Origin of the sequence: Ruminococcus sp. Marseille-P6503, assembly GCF_900604945.1 — a bacterium.
In the GTDB taxonomy this organism is placed as follows: domain Bacteria; phylum Bacillota; class Clostridia; order Oscillospirales; family Ruminococcaceae; genus FB2012.
Genome location: NZ_UWPB01000001.1, coordinates 343,183 through 364,007 on the forward strand (window position 1 = coordinate 343,183; position 20,825 = coordinate 364,007).

Consider the following 20,825-nt stretch of genomic DNA (forward strand, 5'->3'; position numbering starts at 1 on the left):
AGAAATCGTTTACTATATTCCATATAATGTAAAATAAGTAAATAAAAAATACAGTAGAAAAGCCGGCGCCTGCTGGAAATTTTTCTGCTGTAAATTCTATAGAAAATCAATGCGTAGCAACGTCTGAGAATGAAACGCCGACCAGCTTTCCTTCGTAGGTCGCGGAATAAGAAAATCCTGTTCCGGTAAGCTTAGCCTGACCGCTGCTTATATCGAAAGAGCCTTTTATTGATTTGGTAATGTAAAGCTCCTTTATCTGACCGGGATAGTTGCTGTCGTATATCTGAAGTATATATTTTCTGTGGCACGAGGAATCCTGTATAAGACCTATAGCGTTTACGGTATGAGTATCGTCAATGGTGGCAACGACCGGAATACCCTGGCTTAACAGCTTGGTGAGCCTGCTGAAGCCTTCGTCTCCGTTGGTCAGGTTGAATTCGCTTTCAGAGTCGTCCCACTGCATTGCGTTGAATCTGTAGAGAGCGCTGTAGAAGCCTGCCTCCCAAGCCGAATAGCCGCTTTCTATTTCTGAGAGACCTCCGGCGATATCCAGCGACATCAGCTCTACGGAGGACCATTCAAGGTTTCCGCCGTTTATAGGATATTTGTCGACCGCCCATCCGCTGTTTTTGGCGTCGTTAATATATTCGTCCTTGATTTTCAGCAGGTCACCCTTGCTGTTATAGTCAAGGTAGAGCGTAACGTCTCCGTATGTGCCGAGAAGCGCGGCGGGTTTGATATTATAAAGAGAAGTACCTTTTTCATATTTTTCAGCAAGCTCAGTACCGCTTAAATCATAGCCCGGAGCGTCGTATTTCTGAGCGCTGACGTCTTTGGGAGAAAGCGCTCCGAGGGAGAGGGGAACATTTCCGAGGTACCAGTCTCTCGCCATGACCGCAAGACCGAAATCCAGACTGGAGACGGTAGAAGTTCTGAAGTTTTTGAAGCAGAATCCGTTTGTTTCAGGGTCAAATCCGGTGTTGTAGAGCGAATAGCCGCTTACGGTGTCGGAAGAATCGGAGTAGCTGACTATATCGTAATTAAGCGTTGTAACGATCTGTTTGTAAACGTCGTCCAGGGCGTTTGCGTCGGAAGCTGAATAATATTTTCCTCCGGTTGACGAAGCCAGTTCCTGAAGCCAGCTTCTGTCTACCTCGCGGCCGAGACCTACCGTAAGAACGATTATATTTTTGTCTTTTGCTATACTTGCAAGCTGTTCGATTGATTTCGGGTTGCTTTCGTCAGAACCGCCGTCGGTGAGCATAACGATGATATTTCTGTAATTTTTGTCCGTATCGCTGGAAAATTCATTCATGCAAAGCTCAAGAGCGGTCTGACTGTGGGTGCCGGTGAATATTTCCGTTTCATTTCTGATACTGTCCAGAGCGTCCTTAAGCTTTTTGCGGTCGTCGGTAAAATCCTGAAGCTGGGCATAATCTCCGGTAAACTTTGAAATCGAAAAGGCGTAATCTCCTTCAATTTTATTTATCAGGCTGCTTGCGAAGTCAAGACGCTTGAAATCCACGTCGTTTTCAGTCGAAGGCGGACAAAGCTCCTTTGGATACATTGAGCCGGAATTATCGACAAGAAAAGCTATTCTTGTAGTAGCTTCATCGTTTACCGTTTTCTCCACCCCGACTACATATGTAGAGAAATGCGAAAGCTCTGCCGAGATAGTACCGTTATTTTTATCGACGGAGGATTCCACTTTCGTATATTGCAAGGTCGCGGGGTTGAAGTTCAGGATCGTAAGATCGTCATATGAATATCCCAGCTTCTCTATTTTTGAGCTGTCAAGCTTGAATGTGACCTTTGCTGATTTAAAGTCATAATCGCAGTAAAAATCATATGCGTTGCTGACTATGCTGGTATTTGAAGAGATCCCGAAAATGTCCAGCTGTTCGATAGTGGCGCTGGCAACGTTGGCGTCCCCTGTTATCTCAAGAGTTACCTGACCTTTTTCTCTTTTTACCGTAAGCTCCCGCTGAGCGTCCTCTGTTTTTCCGTCGGTTGAAGATTTTCTCGGATCGGTCCCCGCCATTATTTCATATCCGTCAAGCAGTCCGTCGCCGTCGGTATCAGGATTGGTAGGGTCTGTTCCGAGCTTCTGCTCGTCGCCGTCCGAAATTCCATCGCCGTCGGTATCCTCGTTTTGAAGATTGGTGCCTTCGCGCTCTTCCTTGGCGTTTGCGATCCCGTCGTTGTCCCAGTCGCCTTCGTCGTCAAATTCAGGTTCCTTGAACGTAGTGCTTATATCAAGCTGCTTGATTATTGATTTTGCTTTTGAGATACGGTTGCTTTCAACGATCTGGTATCCTATTACGGCAGCGGCAATTATAACTGCCGCAAGGAGTGCGCCCAGAAAAATGAAAAGAGGAATTTTGTTTCCGGATTTTGTTAGTCTGGAGTTCTTTTTTGCAAGCGCTTCGGCTGCCGACATTTTTTCTTTCATTGATAAACCTGCTTTCGTTTTAGTAACTGAAATGAGTAGTTTTCCAATCTATTTTCGCAGTAAGCTGGACTGCGTCGTTAACTGAGCCTTAAAAACGTTAAATAAAATAGCTATTGTAATATAATTTTATCACATAATATCGTTTTTTGCAATATGCATAAGCACAATATTTTTAACAAAAGTATTTCATGCTTCTGACATTATTTTTGTCATAGTTAATTAATGGCCTGAGCTTGCTGCGCTGTTATGCGTTGATTTTGCTATATACAGCCGGAAGCCTGAATGTGTTGATATTGTGTAATAATGAATGAGAATTGTGAAAAATCAGATATAATCTTGAAAAACGGCAGTATTTGTGATATAATGATCTACAATAGGCTTGAAAAACATCGCTTACATACGGGCAGGGGTTTTGTTTTTGACCGTCCTGCCTTTCAAAGGCGGCGTTTTTTATCGAAAGGAAATGTTTTAATGCTGATTGATTTTCATGTTCATGCGTTTAATCCGAAGGTCGCGGACAGAGCGGTACAGAAGCTTCAGGATATCTGCGGTATCGAGCCGTATACCCGAGGTCTTGCGGAACAGACTGTAGAACGTTTTGACGAATGGGGAGTAGACAGGGGAGTGCTGCTGCCTATCGCGACAAAGCCTTCACAGCAGAAGGTGATAAACGACTGGGCGGCTCAGCAGGACGGCGGAAGGTTTATTTCCTTCGGAAGCGTTCATCCCGACGCAGACGACTATGCCGAGGAGCTGGAGCGTATTAAATCGCTGGGACTTCACGGCATAAAGCTTCATCCCGACTATCAGGATTTTATGGTTAATGAAAAGAGAATGGATCCTGTCTACGACGAAATAAAAAGGCTTGAGCTTCCGGTAACCTTTCATGCGGGCTATGACTGCGTTTCCCCTGAGCTGATACACTGTCCTCCGGAGCTTGCGAGAGAAACGGCGGACCGCCACAGAGGAATGAAGATAATATTTGCACATCTCGGAGGAAACGGCGAGTGGGAGAGAGTTCTGGACTGTCTTGCCGGGTGCGGCGGAGAGGTCTATCTTGACACCAGCTTTTCCCTGGACTGCGATAACAGGCTGATGGAAAAGATAATAAGCAGGCACGGCAGCGACAGAATACTGTTTGCAAGCGACTGTCCCTGGCAGAGTCCGGCGCTGATAGCTCAAAAGATAGATTCGCTGAATATTTCGGACGATGACAAGGAAAAGATCTTCTGCAAAAACGCCTGCCGTCTGTTAAACATAACATAAAAAATACTGCTGTTTTTCATATATGCTGAAAGGAGTCGGCTGCAATGAAATTATCTTATCTTAAAGCTTTTTCCGCCGCGCTGCTTGCGTTGTGCGTATTAAGCGGCTGCGGACTTGTAACGGGGAATACGGAGCAGCCGGAAACAGAATCTGAAACCGCGGTTACCTCCCGTAAATATGTAAGTACGACCAAAACCGCTTCGCGCAACGCCGAGGCTGACGCGGACGACGAGGATATCGGGGGATATACTACTACCTCCGCGGTTACCGGAGGAACGCTGGAAAATCCCTACTCGGAAGACGACGAGCCCGATCCTGATATTCTGGCTACTTTATCTACCACAACGACTCTATATACTATTCCTGAAGGAGCCGAAATAATCACGTCTGAAAAGAAAACGAAAAAGACCACTAAAAAGACAGCTTCGCAGACAAAAACGACTACCACCGCGTTTACTGCGGACAAGCTGTATAAGCCGCTTGCAGAGGATAAATTTAAGGTGAAGCATAAGTATCTCGTCGTTTCCGATACCACATATCTTAACCTCCGCTTCGGTCCGTCGAAGGAATACGAGATCCAGCTGAAGATACCGGACGGCGAATACATATACGGAACAGCCCAGACCTCAAATCCGAATAATGAGGATGAAAAATGGGTGTATGTAACCTATAACGGAACCTCGGGCTGGGTAATGCGCGGACTGCTGGAAGAAACCGATTGATATCTTTAAGACAGCTTAAGGCTGACGAACTGCTCTGACGAAAGGATGATTTTTATGCTGATAACTCTGAAAAATGAAGCGCTTGAAATATCCGCCGACAGCTGGGGGGCGGAGCTTCATTCGCTGAAATACGGCGGCTGCGAGTATCTCTGGCAGTGCGGCGACGCATGGAAAAGATATGCTCCGGTACTGTTTCCGTTCGTATGCTCTCCCGCGGGCAAAAAATATACCGCCGGCAAAAAAGAATATGTGATGCCTTCAAACCATGGATTTGCGAGGGACAGCAGATTTGAGCTTCTCGAAGCAGACGAAGCTTCCGTAAGCTTCGTGCTCAGGTCCTCGGAGGAAACCAAAAAGGTTTATCCGTATGATTTTGAGTTTATTGTTTCCTACAGGCTTGCGGGAAATAGGCTTGAGGCCGAGTATAGAACTGTGAATACGGGTAAGGAACCGATGTATTTCTATACCGGCGCGCATCCGGCTTTCAGCTGTCCGCTTGAAAAAGGGCTTAGCTTTGACGACTATTATTTGGAGTTTGACAAACCTGAAAAGATCGTGCAGGGAGTTCCTGAAGGGGAAAGGACTGTTCTTGACAACGGAAGGGTAATCAGGCTTTCAAGAGAGCTTTTTGATCATGACGTGTTTATGAAGGAAGCGCCGGAGTCAGGCTCGGTGACGCTGAAATCGGATAAGTCAGAGAGAGCTGTGACCGTCGAATATCAGAGCTTGAGCGGATGCATAGCCGTATGGTCGCCTGCGGGGGATAACAGCGCCGCGTTTGTGTGTCTTGAGCCCTGGTCTTCAGTCCCGGTGTATGCCGACGACGAATTTGAAGAAATCGAGAGGAAGCCTCATGCCGTTAAGCTTGAGGCGGGCGGGGAGCATTCGTTCAGATATAATATCGTTTTGGGCTGAACGGTTTCCGCTCAGCTAACGCGGAAAGGAGAGGCGGATAAATGAAAGCTGTAATACAGCGCGTAAAAAGCGCTTCGGTAGAGGTAGGGGGAAAGATAACGGGTAAGATAGGCATCGGTCTGCTGATTTTTCTGGGAGTGTCCGACGAGGACGGCGTAAAGGAATGCGACAAGCTGGCTGACAAGATAGCCAAGCTTCGTATTTTTTCTGACGGCAACGATAAAATCAACCTGTCAGCAGACGATGTAAACGGCGATGTTCTTGTTGTGTCGCAGTTTACGCTGTACGCCGACTGCCGCAAGGGAAACCGTCCAAGCTTTGTCAGGGCAGGGAAGCCTGAACACGCTGAAAATCTTTACACATATTTTTCCGAGGCGATGGCGGCGAGAATAAAGGGCAGGGTTGAAAACGGCGTGTTCGGAGCGGATATGAAGGTTAGTCTGCTGAACGACGGACCGTTTACAGTGATAATGGAATGTATGAACGGCGAAATACTGCCTTGATTACAATGCGAAACGGAGGGGAAGGTCCTAAGGTCAGTCTTTTTAAAGAGCTTGTCCTGCGGACGTCAGATGAATATTCAGATTTTCGGAAGAAAAAAGTGCTTTGATACGAAAAAAGCGGAAAGATATTTTAAGGAAAGAGGAATAAAGTTTCAGTATGTTGACATAAACTCTAAAGGGCTGAGCAGGGGTGAGCTTGACAGCGTACTTAGGTCGGTAGGTTCCGTTGAGGCGCTGATAGACTGCAAAAATTCAAGTCAGGACGCTGTGCTGCTGAAATATTTGTCGTCGGAGGAGGAGAAAAAGGAAAAGCTTCTGGAGAATCCGCTGCTGTTCAAAACTCCCGTTGTCAGGAACGGAAAAAACGCGACGATCGGATATTGCCCGGAAATATGGGCGCAGTGGAACTGAACAATCTGCGTTATCCAGAAATATACATTGATATGCGCTTTTTATTGTTAATTATTATTGACTTATATAAGTTTTTGAAGTATAATAATTTTATGTGTAGAAATAATGCCGTTGACTGCGGTTAAATGGTCATTGGTATAAAAACAGTCGGAACACAAAATTTTCAGGAGGCAACTTATGAGAAAAAAAATCGGCGCCGCACTTTCCTTTGCGGCCGCGTGCGCTTTGCTGGCAGGCTGCAGTATTCCGGGCTTGTCCGATCAGTCGGAGGACGACGAGTTTATTCCGGACGGTTCATATTACGATAATAAAGAGTCAGAGGAAAATAAGGTCGAAAATTACAGCTGGGTGCTGGAGCCTTCAGTTCAGGCTGATAATATAATCGTCTTTGATTCAAGTCAGATCGACCCTGAAAATGAAAGCAATACCGCGTATATAAACGCTTCGGTCATATATAAAGACGGTATGTACGGTTTTGTCGACTATAAGGGAAACGTTATAGTCAAGCCGTCCTACAGCGGCTATTATACCTGTGCCTGCGGCGAAATGGTACTGTATAACGTTTTAGATGAAAAAACAGGCGAAATGGAATATTGTACGCTTGACAGCCAGGGACAGGCGCTGGGCTATGTCAAGGATCATGAGGATTATTCGCCGGACTATTTCTGGGACAGCGATGAAGAAGAGGTTTACGTTCTGGACGGAAACAAGGATTATGCTGAAAGATATACCGGCAAGAAAACCGTTGTTGTGGCAAAGGCGGAAATATCCGATGCGGGAAACGGCTGGTTTGAAGTAAATAACGCGGACTATTCGGCTTACGCTCTGGCTAAGGAGGACGAGCTGATTCTTGATTTCGATTATACAGACTACTACGCCCCGGCTTTCAAGGGCGCCGGACTTACGGCGATAGCGCTTGAAAAAGACGGGAAGTGGGGGTATGTTTCCTCGTCGGGAGAAGAGATAATCTCCTTTAAGTGCGACGGTATTCTCAGCTCATACTGCGGAGAGCTTATTGACAGTGAGGAAAAGATCCACCCTTATCTTTTTACCGAGGAATTTTTACCGGTAAGCGTCGGTTCGACCTACGGATATTATAATATAGACGGTGAGTGCGTTGTAGCTCCCGGCGAATTTGAACAGGCTCGCCCGGTACATAACGGACGAGCATGGGTAAGAAAAAACGGAATGTGGGGAGTTATTCAGCTGGGAGAGATAGTAGAGGAGGAAGAGAGCAGCGAGGAATCGTCCGAGGCCGCAGTTATGTCAGCGTCTTATACCTGGACAACTCCGGCAACGACCGCTGTAACAACCTCTGTGACTACCTCTGCGCCGGCAGAAACGACTCCTTCCTCGACGGAGACTGAAGCTTCCGGTAATGAAAGCGCTGCCGATTCGTCGGATACATCTGTGGATTCCGATATGGGTAATGACAGCTCTCAGGTTACGGAACCTCCGGTAACGGAGACTGAGCCTCCGGATACCTCCCCTGACGTTACCGACACGGCGGATACGGAAGCCCCTGGGCAATAAAAAACAGATTTATTATAGTTTACCTCTTAAATCAGGCGGACGGATTCGTTAAATTTTCCGTCCGCCTGATTTTTCAAAAAACTGCGTAATATATTTGTCGTTATGCGAAAGGCAGCATAATTTTGTTGACTTTTTGTTTTTTATGGTATACCAAAAATGTAATATAGATTTACAAATATTAAAACGCTATAATAATTAAAAGTCTGCCGCGCGTGCCACAAAGTGTAAATTTTAGGTAAATAGATTAACGGCGGCTTTCAGTTTTCAGATAAAATATTATATTATTGTCAATTTATACAATTATCTCGCTCCTCTTTTATTTATTACCTACAAATTTATAATTCAATTTTAATAATTTGTTTCGGGTAAAACTTATCTTATTTTTGACAATTTAGCTCCCGTATTTTAAAATATTTATTGGACTTTAATTACGGAGGCTTTACATTGAACAGCAGCAAATACAAATCAAATATCAGATCCTTTAACGAATCCGATTCATGGAATACCAGCAGATACATAGTCTACTCCTGCAAACGGCGGAGCAGCTACCGCTGTAAATTTGATCCGGGTACTGAAGCGGTACTCAGGACAGACAATCTTATGCAGGCTCTCGCGTACATAAAGAAAAATTCCGATCGGATAAATCACTACAAGCTGTACGACAGAAAGCTTGTGACCTTTGACCGCAAAAGGATCATGAGGGCAGCTATGCTGGAGGAAGATACGCACCTTTGAACGGTCTCCCTTTATTGCAGACTTGTTAAAACAGGGTTATTCATATAATTATATAACCGATGCACCTCGCCGGGCTTAAGGGGGTCGAGCATTTGCGGGCGCGCAAGGTCAACCCATTTGCTGAATAAAGGCTTTCGTTGTGATAAAATGCTCCTCACGAGGTGCGCCGCTTTTTTTGATCGCTTCCCCAACCGCTGCTTCGTTATTGTAGCTGAAGGCGGTATCTAGCAGACGGTAGCCGGTTTCGATCGCTTCCAGTACAGATTTTTCGCATAACTCCAAATCGTCCACCTGAAATACGCCAACCCCCTTCATTGGCATTTCTACATTGTTGTTTAATTTTATACTCTGTATAATCAAACGCTCCTTTAATTATTCAGATTATCTTTCAAAAAGTCCTCAATCGCTGTAAATGGAATTTTTGAAGAATCGTCATACAGATCAACATGGTTGCAGTTAGGCACAACAATCATTTGTTTCGGCTTTGCAGCCTTTTCATACGCCATATCGCTGAAAAAGCGGCTTTCAGCCTGTTCTCCGACAATAAATAAAATTGGACGCGGGGAGATTTCCGCTATATGGTCATTAAGTGAGTAATTCATAAAACTTAACTCCGATGTTGTGGTAAAATTTCCAAGCGCATTTGGATGATGTCCCCGTTTTGTTGCGTAAAATTCAAAAAATTCTCTCCATATGCCCTGTAGGTCACCTGGAATTTCCGTTGCCGCTTCCTCCGGGAATGACGGTATGTATTCGGGCGTACCGTTTTCTGCGTCAATCCATCTTTGAAGCGACAGCTTTTCCTTACGCTTTTGTATTTGCTCGTCTGTCATTCCGATACGGGCAGCAACACTCATATCATACATACTTGCTGTGACGACTGCTTTAATGCGTGTGTCAGCTGCCGCCGCGGACAGAGCAAAACCGCCGCTGCCGCAAATACCGACGGCAGCTATTTTTTCTCTGTCAACATAGGGGAGCATACCGAGAAAATCCACGCCCGCACTGATATTTTCGCTGAACAAATCGGGGGAAGAAACGTGACGAGGTTCTCCCGCAGATTCTCCCATATAGCACGGATCAAAAGTCAGGACGACAAATCCCCGTAATGCCAGCTCGTTTGCATATACGCAAGGTCCCTGTTCCTTTACGCCGCCATAAGGAGCGCCGACGATTACCGCCATATGCTTTCTGCTTTTATCCAGATCCCTTGAGTTATACAAATCTCCGGCAAGGGCAAGCCCATACCTGTTGTTATAGCGGACATTAGTACGCTCCGCATTTTCGTTTAATGCCTGAATATAGTTGCTCATTTTTAAATCCTCCATTGTTATTCTATCATTTTTATTATCTTTGCCGGAACGCCGCCGACAACAGCGTTTTCCGGCACGTCCTTTGCAACGACCGCTCCGGCAGCAACAATCGCATTATTGCCAATGGTAACGCCGGGAAGAATGGCTGCATGAGAGCCTATCCACACATTTTTCCCGATGCGTATCGGCGCGGGAAAGTTGTCAGAGCGCTCCGAAGGCTTTTGCCCGTGGTTGATTGTCGCCATTACCACATAAGACCCGATAAGCGTTCCGTCCCCGATGTAAATACCGCCGTGATCTTGAAAGTGGCAGCCGCAGTTGATAAAAACATTTTCGCCGATAAATATGTTCTTTCCGCATTCGCTGTAAAAAGGCGGAAACATCGAAAAGGTTTCAGGAACAGGCTTTCCTATCAGTTTGGAAAACAGCATACGCATTTCTTTCGGTTCGTGATAGCGGTTATTAAGCTCTGCGGTTATCTGCATAGCGTCCTGTGCAAGCCTGTGCATACAGCTGTGCAGTTCTGAACCTGCTGCTGCCATTTGTCCTTTTCTTAAACTGTCTAACGCTTCCTGCATATCCATAAATTCAGCTCCTCGCTTATTTGTATGACTTCACAAAAATTCCCGCGCAATCCTCATCGCTCAGTTCGCAAGGATCAGCAAGAAATGATCTCTCCGGCGTTTGCAGCCAAGGTCATACATTCGGATTTTCAATTTCCATAGCCTTTGCTATTCATCATAATAAAATCCCTCCTATATCATTTCTTTTTGAAGTTTGTAAATCAGATAATCAAGGCAGTCGATTTGTTTCTGCCCGCAACGCACGGTACCAAGCAATGACGATCTGTATTTTGTAAGTATCGGCAGCATACCTAAAGCGTCTCCTTTTTTTACAAAGGACATACATTGCTCTGTAAGCTCCTTGCCGCAGCCTGCGTCCTTTAAGTTCTGATAAATAAAACCGAGCGTATCTGTTGCTTCAGCCATCCCTTGCACCTCCTATACTTATAGTATATCTGCAATTCAGTCATATGTCTAATACTTATAATTTATAAAACGTTATTCTTGACAGGAATATCACTTTGCTGCTATAATAAAGGCGACTGTTTCAAAGGAGATAAAACCTATGGAAATTCGTGTATTGCGTTATTTTTTAGAAATTGCAAGGCAGGGCAATATGTCGAGAGCGGCAGAAACGCTCCACGTTACGCAGCCGACCCTGTCAAAACAAATGAAAGATTTAGAGCGGGAGCTGGGCAAGAAGCTGTTTCGCCGCGGCAGCTCCAGTATGAATCTGACCGATGAAGGAATGCTGCTGCGTAAACGGGCAGAGGATATTCTTGAAATGGTAGATAAAACCGCCGATGAGTTTCACTCTCTTGACAATATTACCGGCGGAGAGGTTCATATCGGATGTGCAGAATCGTACCAGATTAAATATATCGCACAGGCGATCAAAGTTTTTAAGAAAAGATATCCGCTGTTCCGTTATCATCTGATAAGCGGAAATACAAAACAGGTCGCCGAGCGGTTAGACCGCGGTCTGATAGATTTTGCCGTTATCGCGGAGCCGCCGAACCTTTCTAAATATAATTATTTAGAACTGCCGGGTGCGAATACCTGGGGAGTGGTCATGAAACGAGATGATGTGCTGTCCAAGAAAGAAAAAATATGCGCTGACGATTTGACAGGCCTGGAGCTGATCTGCTCCGCGCAGGCGATGCAGGTGGATATTCCTCGCTGGTGCGGTGAAAAAACGGATATGCTGAACCTTTCAGGTACGATTAATCTTGCATATAACGGTTCTGTTTTTGTCAAAGAGGGGCTCGGATATATGCTTTCCTTTGACAGGCTGGCAGATACGGGCGCAGACAGCGAGCTTTGTTTTCGTCCGCTTGATCCTCCGTTGGAAACAAAAATGTATATCATCTGGAAAAAGTATCAGGTGTTTACCCCTATTGCAGAATTGCTGCTGGACGAATTAAAAAAGCGGTTAAACTGAAACAGATAATAAAAAATCGGCAGAGAGCAATCTCTCTGCCAATTTTTATGATTTTACACTATTTTTTCAGCCATTTAAGGCTTTCTTTATTTCCCAGAACCAGTATTGTTTCATTTTCAACAAATCTGTGGTCAGGTCCTGGTAGCGTGTCAAATACCTCTCCGTTTTTTATGGCAAGTACGTTCAGACCGTATTTCTGGCGTACATTTTTTTCGATCAGGGTTTTTCCTACCCAGCTTTCGGGAACGGCGACCTCATAGATAGCATATTCGTCATTCAGCTTGAAATAGTCAAAAATTCCTTCCGAGCTGAATTTAACCGCGAACCGTTCTGCTGTTTCCCTTTCGGCATAAACAACCTCGTCCGCACCGTTATGCAGCAGGAATTTCTTATGAATATCTCTGTTGGCCCTGGCGAAAACGTATTTTGCGCCCATTTCCTTAAGCAAAGCCGTGGTTTCAAGGGAACTCTGGAAGTTATCGCCGATCGCAACGACGCATATATCAAAATTCCTCACGCCTAATTCTTCCATAAATCTAGGATCTGTGGCGTCGCCTATCTGAGCGTTTGTCACATATTTCAGAGCGGCGTCAACCCTGTCCTCTCTGATGTCGATAGCGAGAACCTCGTTTTTCTGCTTTGTGAGAGTTTTAGCCATATGCTTTCCGAAACGGCCAAGACCTATAATCAAAAAAGACCTCATACTAATCCCCATTCCTCCGCGTCCGCGGAAAATTTTTATCAGCCGACCGTAATTTTTTCAGTCGGCAGCTGTGATTTTGAGCTTTGAGCCGAATTGCTTAGCGCCATAAGCACCGTAAGCCCCCCGACTCTGCCTACATACATCAAAAGAGCCAGCAATATATGAGATACCGAGCTGAGGCTCGGAGTAAGTCCGAGAGAAAGTCCGACGGTACCGACCGCCGATGAGGTTTCAAAAACAGCGGCGAGCATGGAAACATTGTCAAAAGCGCAGATAAATACCGAAACCACAGCGGTAAGAATAATGTACATCATAAATATGCATACGGCGTTATGGACGATATCGTCTACGATACGTCTTTTAAAGCATTCAAGCGATTTTTTCTTTTTGAAAACGCATATAATGCTTAATACCAATACGGCAAAGGTCGTGGTTTTTATACCGCCTGCCGTCGACCCGGGAGAGCCTCCGATAAGCATAAGCATACTCATAACGGAAAGTCCGGCTTCGCTGTACTGCGTCAAATCAACGGTAGAAAAGCCGGCGGTTCTGGTAGTTACCGACTGAAACATTGAGCAGAGAAATTTTTCAGCGAAGTTCATACCCTCGTATGCAGCCGAATCATATTCAAGAAGCATAATTACTGCCGCGCCGCCAAAACTAAGTATAAAAGACGTTGAAAGTACGATCTTTGTCTGAAGCCTATATGAACGGAAAGCAAGCTTATGCTCTCTGATATCGTTCCAGACAAAAAAGCCTAAGCCTCCTGTAGTTATAAGCAGCATAACAGCTATATTAAACATTACATCTACGTCTACGGTCATAAGCGACGAGAATTCCTTGAAATTTCCCATCAGGTCAATTCCGGCGTTGCAGAAGGCTGAGACTGAATGAAAAACGGCAAAGTATACGCCCTTTGCAACGCCAAGCTCAGGTATAAACCTGAACGACAGCACAGCGGCTCCTATCCCCTCAAAGGTAAGCGATCCGAATAAAATGAACCTGGTCATTTTTACTATTCCGCCTAACTGGGGAGCGTTTACCGATTCAAGCATTGTAAATCTCTGCTTCAGCCCTATTTTCTGCTTTGTAAGCGTAAGAGCGAATATGGCCACCGACATGAATCCGATTCCGCCTATCTGTATCAGAAACAGGATTACCAGCTGACCGAACAAAGACCAGTAGGTATAGGTATCGTGAATGACCAGTCCGGTAACGCAGGAAGCGCTTGTTGCAGTAAACAGCGAATCCTCTATGGGCGTGAACACCCTGTCGCGGGTACTGACAGGAAGCGAAAGCAGAAGCGTTCCTATGAGAATGATTATCCCGTAACCCAGTAGCAGGAACTTTGTAAGCGGAACGCTTTGAAAAAAATTCTTTATTTTTGAAAACATAATTTCATCCTTTAATAGGAAAAATATTTCAATATAATCTATGTTATTGTATTATATCACCGTTGCACTGAAAAGTCAATTGTCCATTTATATCAAAAAGTAATGATTTTTATTGGTTAAAACAGCAGATTTTTTATATCTGACGTAATTTTATAGGTTACAGCCTGTTTTATTGTTTTATTTGCATAAATTTTCTTTACAAAAATCCTAAATCATTGACAAAAGTTTAATAATGTAATATCATAGTACATACAAAGAAAAATTTAGGTAAAATTAAAGAGGATATACTGAATACATTTTAGAATACTGTAAAATATTAACGTCAGAACAATGGAAAGAGAGAAAAAGAACAATGTTTTTACTCAACTTTTTAACGATATTATTCGGAAAGCTTATGGTCAGAGTTCTTCGTATGATGGGGAAAAACGCCGGAAATCTTCCCGGTCTGGCGCTGTGGACTCTGAATAAAAAGTGTCTGAAAGCGTTCAGACCCGACTGTCCTATCATTGCGGTCACCGGGACAAACGGAAAGACATCGGTAACGAATTTTCTCAGCTATATTTTTTCCAAAAGCGGATGTAAGAATATAATCACTAATTATGAGGGAAATAATCTTGACACCGGAATATGCTCGCTGCTGCTGAATTACTGCACAATGACGGGAAAAATACACGCAGATTATCTTGTGCTTGAGGTCGATGAATCCCATGTTCCGGTTATCTTCTCCCAGCTTAAGCTTGAAACTCTGATCGTGCTTAATTTTTTCCGCGATCAGCTTGACAGGAACGGCGAGGTGGAAACTCTGATACTTAAAGTTAAGAAGTTCTGCGAAACCTTTGACGGAAATCTTATCTTGAACGGCGACGATCCGAACGTTGCGCGTCTTGGGCTTGCCAATCCAGGCAATAAAAAAGTAAAGTATTTCAGCGTTGAGAGATATAAATATGCCACCGAAACGCTCTATGAGGCAGGAGAGGGACGTTTCTGCCCCGTCTGCGGTCATGCTCTCGAATACGATTATTATCAGTATTCCCACATCGGAAAATTCCGCTGTCCTAAGTGCGGCTACGGGAATTATCCTGTATACGCCAGATTTACCGGAATCGATCCGGACAAGCGTACCTTTACCGCGGACGGCGGTAAATATACAACTGTGTGCAGCAGTATATACTATATGTACAATCTCTGCGCCGTATACTCAGCGGCTAAGCTTTACGGCATAGATAAAGAAATTATACGCAAAGCCTTCCGAAGCTTTCGGGTAAACAACGGAAGACTGGAAAGCTTCAGATATAAAAACAGCGAGCTTATTCTTAATCTTGCTAAAAATCCTGTAGGAGCAAATATGACGGTGCGTATTATGAACGAATGTCCCGGTAAAAAAGAGCTGCTGTTTGTGCTTAACGACAATACTGCCGACGGTCTTGACGTTTCGTGGATATGGGATATTAATTTCAGCATTTTCAACAATGTATCAAAAGTAGTTGCCAGCGGAACAAGAGCCTATGATATTGCCGTAAGAATAAAATGCTCAGGTTATGACGCTTCCAAAATAAAGGTGCGTCCTGATCTGGACGACGCGGTGAAAGAGCTTTTTTCCGGCGAAGGCAAAAAATTCGCCATAGCCAACTATACGGCGGTGCAGCCTGCAAGAGCCGCTTTAAACAGGTTTATAGGAGGCGTAAGAGATGAAAAATAAAATAAGGATACTTCATATGTATCCTGATATACTGGATCTTTACGGCGACAGCGGAAATATGGAGGTAATTGAATACCGATGCGGCAAAAGAAAAATAGGCTGCGAAATAGATATTCACACTATCGGAAGCAGTACCGATTTTTCAAGGTACGATCTGATTTATATAGGCGGCGGAGCCGATCTTGAGCAGCAGCTTCTTGCAGACGATCTTGCGAAGCATAGCTCTCAGATACGTTCGGCTTATGAAAGAGGAAGCTTTTTTCTAGCAATATGCGGGGGATATCAGCTTATGGGGCGTTACTATAAGGATTCCAACGGCAAAAAGATATCCGGCCTTGGACTGTTTGATTATTACACTGAAGCTTCGGAAAACAAGTCGGAAAGATGTATCGGAAATATTATCATAGAAGCTGAGCTTGACGGAGAGAAAACAAAGGTCATAGGCTTTGAAAACCACGGCGGCAGAACCTACGGCGTAAAATCGCCGTTCGGCACGGTCCTGCTGGGTAACGGAAACTCTTTCAGAGACCGCTTTGAGGGATATTTTGAGAAAAATGTTATAGCAACATATCTGCACGGCCCTCTGCTGTCTAAAAATCCTAAGGTAGCTGATTATATTATAAGCCGCTGTATCGGAAGGGAATCAGGCGACAGCGCTGAGCTTGTCCCTCTGGACGACTCGCTTGAAAACAAGTGCAGGGAAGTACTGCTGAAAAGATTTATGAAAACGTAGGCCGTTTTATTTCCTTGCGCGCCGGCAGCTTGGCTTGCTGTATGAATTAAAGCGCGGTGATTTTTACAGAGTATTAATCGCTTGAAATTGACAAAATTATAATAAGGTGATATAATTTAAAGGTTAAATATTCTTTTAAGCCGAAGTCTGTGCCGACTTTACTGTACTGCGGCGGAATTAGATACAGCCGAAAAGAAAAGGTGGAAGCTGATGAATCCGAAACAAACGCCTGATATACCCTTATACAGCGTGCTGATGTCAGTATACGCCGGAGAAAAGCCGGAGTATTTAAGGGAAAGCATTGAAAGTATGTATTCTCAGACTATGCCGCCGGACGACTTTGTTCTGGTGTGCGACGGCAGGCTGAACGAAAGGCTTGACGAGGTAATAAGCAGTTACGAAAAAAGATTTCCTGAATCCTTTCATCCGATCAGGCTTGAACAAAAGCGAGGAGTGGGAGGCTGCGCCAATATAGGTATGGACGTCTGCCGGCATGAGTATATAGTAAAGATGGATTCCGACGACGTGGCTCTGCCTCAGAGGTGCGAAAAACAGCTTTCGCTTATGAAAAGCAAGCCGCGGCTTGATATGTGCGGAGCGTATATCGAGGAGTTCGATACGGATACGGGAGAAAAAATAGCCGTAAAGAAAACTCCGGTCGAAAATGAAGAAATCCGCAGATACGCCAGACGCAGGAATCCCTTTAACAATCCGACGCTGGTATTCAAAAAATCATCAGCCCAAAAAATAGGAGGCTACGATACGGTAAAACGCTGCGAGGATTATGATTTTGTCGTGAGAATGCTTCAAAGCGGCGCGGCGGGGGAAAATATTCCGGAAATACTGGTGCGGTACCGAGCTTCAAAGCATAATTACGAGCGCAGGCGCAACTGGGCCAATACCAAGTCGTTTATAAGCGTCAGGTGGAGGATTTTCCGGTCGGGCTATTCAAGCTTTGCCGACTTTATCCTGCCCTGCGGTATGCAGCTGATAATATTTATACTTCCCAAAAGCCTGACAGGAAAAATATACAGGAAATTCTTGAGGTAAACAATGGAAAGCGCAAAACAGATTTTAAAGCAGTATATAAAAACCGTGCTGCAAAAGACGCTGCTGCCGCTATGCTACCTGTGGGGGAAACGCAGACCTGTAAACAAAAACCTTGTGCTGCTTGCCGACAGCAATACGTTCAGTATACCTGAAAGCATGATCCTGATGCGTGAGGAGCTGAAAAAACGCGGCTATAATGTGGAGGAGCATTTCTGCGACTTTTCATCGGCAGGCGCGGCTGTCTCTCTTAGATATATGATGAAATTTATGGTAAGGTACGCGCAGGCACGAGCGGTTTTTGTCTGCAATTATTTCGTACCCTGCACCGCCTGTAAGAAACGCGGCGAAACAAAGGTCATACAGCTGTGGCATTCCTGCGGAGCGCTGAAAAAATTCGGCTATGACGCTCCCGACGATATTTCCTATCATTTCAAAGGAAGCGTTACCAGAAATTTTGATTATTACACCGTAAGCAGCAGATACTGCGAAAAGGTGTTTGAATCGGCGTTCAGGCTTGAAAAGGGTAAAGCGCTTGCCGTCGGGATAAGCCGGACGGACGAGCTTTTCAGCAGAGATTTTGCCGAAAAATGCAAAGCTGAATTTTATGATAAGTATCCTCAGTATAAGGATAAAAAGCTGCTGCTTTACGCTCCGACCTTCAGAGGTAACGCTTCAAACGCCTACAGCCGCGGAGAGGACGCCGTTTTAAGACTGGCGGACAGGCTGGGCGGAGAATGGGCGCTGCTGATAAAAATGCATCCGAGGGTAAAAAGCCGGCTTACTAACTGCGATATTCCCGCAAACAGGCTTTTTCCTGTAATAGATATGCTTATAAGCGATTATTCGTCGCTTATTTTTGAATATTCTCTTTTCCGAAAGCCTATGCTCCTGTGGGCGCCGGATCTGGAGGAGTATATAAGAAGCCGCGATTTTTATCTGAATATAAAAACCGATGTACCATGTCCGCTGATAACTGAGGAAAGCGGGCTTTACAACGCGGTTATAAATGAAAGCCGTAATTTTGACGGTAAAAGATACGATAGCTTTATAGATAAATATATGTCCGCCTGCGACGGCAATTCAACCTGCAGAACGGCGGATCTTCTGAAGCTAGAAGGAGCTGAGTAAGATTAGTAAGGATAAATTTGATTTTTTCGGACTTAAAACGATTCTTGACGAGCATAGAGGTCAAAGAAAGCAGATAATAATGCTTTCGGTAAATGAACTGAAAAAGAAATACAAGGGCGCGGTGCTGGGCCCGCTGTGGGCGCTTATAAAGCCTTCCTTTACGCTTTTTATACTCTGGTTCGCGTTTGCCATAGGTCTTAGAGGCTCAGGATATGTAAACGGATATCCAAGGTTTATTTTTATGCTTACAGGCTATGTGCCGTGGTTTTTCATAAGTGAGAACATTGTCGGCGGTTCGCGTTCCATACGGCATAATAAGCAGTTTGTAACCAAGCTTTCCTTTCCGGTTTCAAACATAATGACGTTTACATCGCTTTCTACCTTATACATTCATTTTCTGCTGTGCGTGATAATGTATATTATTCTGCTGTGCTTCGGCTACGGCCCGTCCCTGTATAATCTTCAGTATTTTTATTATATGCCCCTTATGTTCGTGTTCTTTCTTGTGCTTTCGTGGGCGACCGCTCCCCTGAGCGCGTTCAGCAGGGACTTTGAAAACCTTATCAATTCCATTATAACCGGACTGTTCTGGCTTTCGGGAATCTTCTGGAATACCTACGATATGGATAAGCCGTGGCTTAAAACTCTTATGTATTTTAATCCGATAAATTATTTTGTAAACGGCTACAGAAAGTGCTTTTTGTATGAGCAGTTTATTTTTGACAGCAATTTTACTGCCGAAACGATAATATTTTATGCTGAGCTGATAGGTATGATTTTTATCGGTTCTCATTACTATAAAAAGCTCAGAAAAATTCTGCCGGATATTCTGTAAAAGGGAGATCTAAATGGAACAGCCAATTATTGAATTCAGGGACGTTTATAAGGAATATCTGCTTTTTAAAAACGAAAAGGCAAGATTCAAAGCGATATTTACCAATAACCGCGGAGTCAAGCGTCATAAGGCGCTCAACGGAGTAAGCTTCAAAATTTATCCCGGCGAAGCCGTAGGTATCATTGGAAAGAACGGCGCGGGAAAATCCACTATTCTGAAAATGATAACGGGAGTAAGCTTTCCCAGCAGCGGCGAGGTGACCGTAAGGGGAAAGGTCGCCGCTCTGCTTGAGCTGACGGCGGGATTCTCCCCGGATATGACGGGAATGGAGAATATTTATCTCAAGGGTTACCTTTTAGGGCTGAACGACCGTGAGATTTCCAGACTTGAAAAGGATATAGTCGAATTTGCGGACTTGGGCGAATATATAGATCAGCCGGTAAGAACCTATTCCAGCGGAATGAAAATGCGTCTGGGCTTTGCAATAAACATAAATATCAAGCCTGACATTCTGGTAATAGACGAAGCGCTGAGCGTAGGAGATTCAGGGTTTAAGAGGAAGTGCAAGAATAAGGTCAAGGAGCTTATACGATCGGGGGTCACCGTTCTTTTCGTTTCACATTCGATGGATATGATAAGAGATACCTGCAGTCGGGCTATTTATCTGAAGGACGGTCTTGTGCAGTTTGACGGAGCGGTAGACGACGCGTTTGAAGTTTACAGCGCCGGAACAGGCGAAGTCGTAACGATGAATCCAAGGAAGCCTGTGGGCTTTAAGGTTAAGGAGAAAACGGAAAACAGCATTACGCTGATGTGGAAAGAGGTAAGCGGCGCTGATTTTTACCGTATCTACAGGTACAGCAACGCAAGCGGAGAATATGAGCAGGAAGCTGAGATTTCCGAATGCGGGGAATACTGCGTGTCAGGTCTGACGGAGGGAGCCAGGTACAGGTTCAGAATATGCTCTGTCAGAACGGTGGAGGACAGAGAATATGCTTCTGCGTTTACGGCTAACATTTCCGCGGCGACCGCAGGAGCGGAGTATTACGACCGCTGTGATTATGACGGAGCTTCTATTGCAGAGGCTCTGAAATCTGTCGGAACAGATCCTGATGAAGCTTTGCTTGAAAGGATCGCCGCAGTCAACGCGATCGGAAATTATAAAGCAAGCGGAATCCAGAAGCTTAAAATGCTGGAACTTTTAAAATCCGGAAAGCTTATGGTGCCCCATGATTCACTTCAAAATGATATGTAGAGCATTTGCCGGTCAGCCTTATGACCGGCTTTTTAATTCGGAGCAAAGCCAGATGTGAGCGTGGATTTTCATCGGCTGCGACGAAGCAGCCTGCGCCAAACGCCTTCTAAAGAAGGCGGGGGACATAGGCGCTGGGTTATATTCATTTTCTGATATGATTATAAAATACTTATA

Annotated in this window: 21 protein-coding genes; 14 read left to right on the top strand and 7 right to left on the bottom strand. The window is 44.7% G+C overall.

Translation table 11 applies throughout. The annotated features are described in order from the left end of the window. Nucleotides 1–106: 106 nt before the first annotated feature. On the bottom strand, nt 107–2,452 hold the full coding sequence (locus EIH25_RS01565) for a vWA domain-containing protein (RefSeq protein ID WP_124098171.1): 2,346 nt from the start codon (nt 2,450–2,452) through the stop codon (nt 107–109). A gap of 471 nt (nt 2,453–2,923) precedes the next feature. Between EIH25_RS01565 and EIH25_RS01570 the strand changes: the two genes are divergently transcribed. The 7 genes from EIH25_RS01570 (at nt 2,924) to EIH25_RS01600 (ending at nt 8,537) form a co-directional block, all read left to right on the top strand. After that, nucleotides 2,924–3,718 (top strand): amidohydrolase family protein, encoded by a 795-nt coding sequence (locus EIH25_RS01570; RefSeq protein WP_124098172.1) that lies wholly within the window; start codon nt 2,924–2,926, stop codon nt 3,716–3,718. Nucleotides 3,719–3,762: 44 nt separating this feature from the next. Beyond that, nucleotides 3,763–4,440, top strand: coding sequence for an SH3 domain-containing protein (locus tag EIH25_RS01575; protein ID WP_124098173.1), 678 nt, complete (start codon nt 3,763–3,765; stop codon nt 4,438–4,440). A 54-nt stretch (nt 4,441–4,494) separates the two neighbouring features. Beyond that, nucleotides 4,495–5,355 (top strand): aldose 1-epimerase family protein, encoded by an 861-nt coding sequence (locus EIH25_RS01580; RefSeq protein ID WP_124098174.1) that lies wholly within the window; start codon nt 4,495–4,497, stop codon nt 5,353–5,355. A gap of 41 nt (nt 5,356–5,396) precedes the next feature. Next, a complete protein-coding gene (gene dtd / locus EIH25_RS01585; RefSeq protein ID WP_124098175.1) occupies nt 5,397–5,858 on the top strand; it encodes a D-aminoacyl-tRNA deacylase in 462 nt (153 codons plus the stop codon). 69 nt (nt 5,859–5,927) lie between these two features. Further along, nucleotides 5,928–6,269, top strand: coding sequence for an ArsC/Spx/MgsR family protein (locus EIH25_RS01590; protein WP_124098176.1), 342 nt, complete (start codon nt 5,928–5,930; stop codon nt 6,267–6,269). Between the two features lie 177 nt (nt 6,270–6,446). After that, nucleotides 6,447–7,802, top strand: coding sequence for a WG repeat-containing protein (locus EIH25_RS01595; RefSeq protein ID WP_124098177.1), 1,356 nt, complete (start codon nt 6,447–6,449; stop codon nt 7,800–7,802). A gap of 444 nt (nt 7,803–8,246) precedes the next feature. Beyond that, nucleotides 8,247–8,537, top strand: coding sequence for a hypothetical protein (locus EIH25_RS01600; protein ID WP_124098178.1), 291 nt, complete (start codon nt 8,247–8,249; stop codon nt 8,535–8,537). A gap of 108 nt (nt 8,538–8,645) precedes the next feature. Here the strand turns inward: EIH25_RS01600 and EIH25_RS01605 are convergent, their stop codons facing one another. From EIH25_RS01605 to EIH25_RS01620, 4 genes are all read right to left on the bottom strand, one after another. Further along, nucleotides 8,646–8,828, bottom strand: a complete 183-nt coding sequence (locus EIH25_RS01605; protein WP_347561928.1) for an aldo/keto reductase — start codon at nt 8,826–8,828, stop codon at nt 8,646–8,648. A gap of 77 nt (nt 8,829–8,905) precedes the next feature. Then, on the bottom strand, nt 8,906–9,850 hold the full coding sequence (locus EIH25_RS01610) for an alpha/beta hydrolase (RefSeq protein WP_124098179.1): 945 nt from the start codon (nt 9,848–9,850) through the stop codon (nt 8,906–8,908). A gap of 17 nt (nt 9,851–9,867) precedes the next feature. Then, nucleotides 9,868–10,434, bottom strand: a complete 567-nt coding sequence (locus EIH25_RS01615) for a DapH/DapD/GlmU-related protein (protein ID WP_124098180.1) — start codon at nt 10,432–10,434, stop codon at nt 9,868–9,870. Between the two features lie 171 nt (nt 10,435–10,605). Then, complete coding sequence (locus EIH25_RS01620) at nt 10,606–10,839, bottom strand: hypothetical protein (RefSeq protein ID WP_124098181.1); 234 nt, start codon at nt 10,837–10,839, stop codon at nt 10,606–10,608. A gap of 139 nt (nt 10,840–10,978) precedes the next feature. On the opposite strand from EIH25_RS01620, the gene EIH25_RS01625 reads away from it, so the two are divergent. Continuing rightward, nucleotides 10,979–11,854 carry a LysR family transcriptional regulator gene (locus EIH25_RS01625; protein ID WP_124098182.1) on the top strand — a complete coding sequence of 292 codons (876 nt, stop codon included), beginning with the start codon at nt 10,979–10,981 and terminating at the stop codon, nt 11,852–11,854. Nucleotides 11,855–11,912: 58 nt separating this feature from the next. On the opposite strand, the gene EIH25_RS01630 is transcribed toward EIH25_RS01625, so the two are convergent. Together EIH25_RS01630 and EIH25_RS01635 are read right to left on the bottom strand one after the other, a co-directional pair. Further along, the gene (locus tag EIH25_RS01630; protein WP_124098183.1) at nt 11,913–12,557 is read right to left on the bottom strand and encodes a TrkA family potassium uptake protein; all 645 of its coding nucleotides are present in this window, start codon (nt 12,555–12,557) and stop codon (nt 11,913–11,915) included. Between the two features lie 38 nt (nt 12,558–12,595). Further along, nucleotides 12,596–13,951 (bottom strand): potassium transporter TrkG, encoded by a 1,356-nt coding sequence (locus EIH25_RS01635; RefSeq protein ID WP_124098184.1) that lies wholly within the window; start codon nt 13,949–13,951, stop codon nt 12,596–12,598. Nucleotides 13,952–14,345: 394 nt separating this feature from the next. Between EIH25_RS01635 and EIH25_RS01640 the strand changes: the two genes are divergently transcribed. The 6 genes from EIH25_RS01640 (at nt 14,346) to EIH25_RS12350 (ending at nt 20,651) form a co-directional block, all read left to right on the top strand. Beyond that, complete coding sequence (locus EIH25_RS01640; RefSeq protein WP_243113065.1) at nt 14,346–15,650, top strand: MurT ligase domain-containing protein; 1,305 nt, start codon at nt 14,346–14,348, stop codon at nt 15,648–15,650. Then, complete coding sequence (locus EIH25_RS01645; protein WP_124098186.1) at nt 15,640–16,383, top strand: glutamine amidotransferase; 744 nt, start codon at nt 15,640–15,642, stop codon at nt 16,381–16,383. The genes EIH25_RS01640 and EIH25_RS01645 overlap by 11 nt, the downstream gene beginning before the upstream one ends. Before the next feature lie 210 nt (nt 16,384–16,593). Beyond that, nucleotides 16,594–17,433, top strand: a complete 840-nt coding sequence (locus EIH25_RS01650) for a glycosyltransferase (RefSeq protein WP_124098187.1) — start codon at nt 16,594–16,596, stop codon at nt 17,431–17,433. A 3-nt stretch (nt 17,434–17,436) separates the two neighbouring features. After that, on the top strand, nt 17,437–18,561 hold the full coding sequence (locus tag EIH25_RS01655; protein WP_124098188.1) for a CDP-glycerol glycerophosphotransferase family protein: 1,125 nt from the start codon (nt 17,437–17,439) through the stop codon (nt 18,559–18,561). Nucleotides 18,562–18,640: 79 nt separating this feature from the next. After that, nucleotides 18,641–19,396, top strand: coding sequence for an ABC transporter permease (locus EIH25_RS01660; protein WP_124098189.1), 756 nt, complete (start codon nt 18,641–18,643; stop codon nt 19,394–19,396). Between the two features lie 13 nt (nt 19,397–19,409). Further along, nucleotides 19,410–20,651 carry an ATP-binding cassette domain-containing protein gene (locus tag EIH25_RS12350; protein ID WP_164489123.1) on the top strand — a complete coding sequence of 414 codons (1,242 nt, stop codon included), beginning with the start codon at nt 19,410–19,412 and terminating at the stop codon, nt 20,649–20,651. Nucleotides 20,652–20,825: the final 174 nt, after the last annotated feature.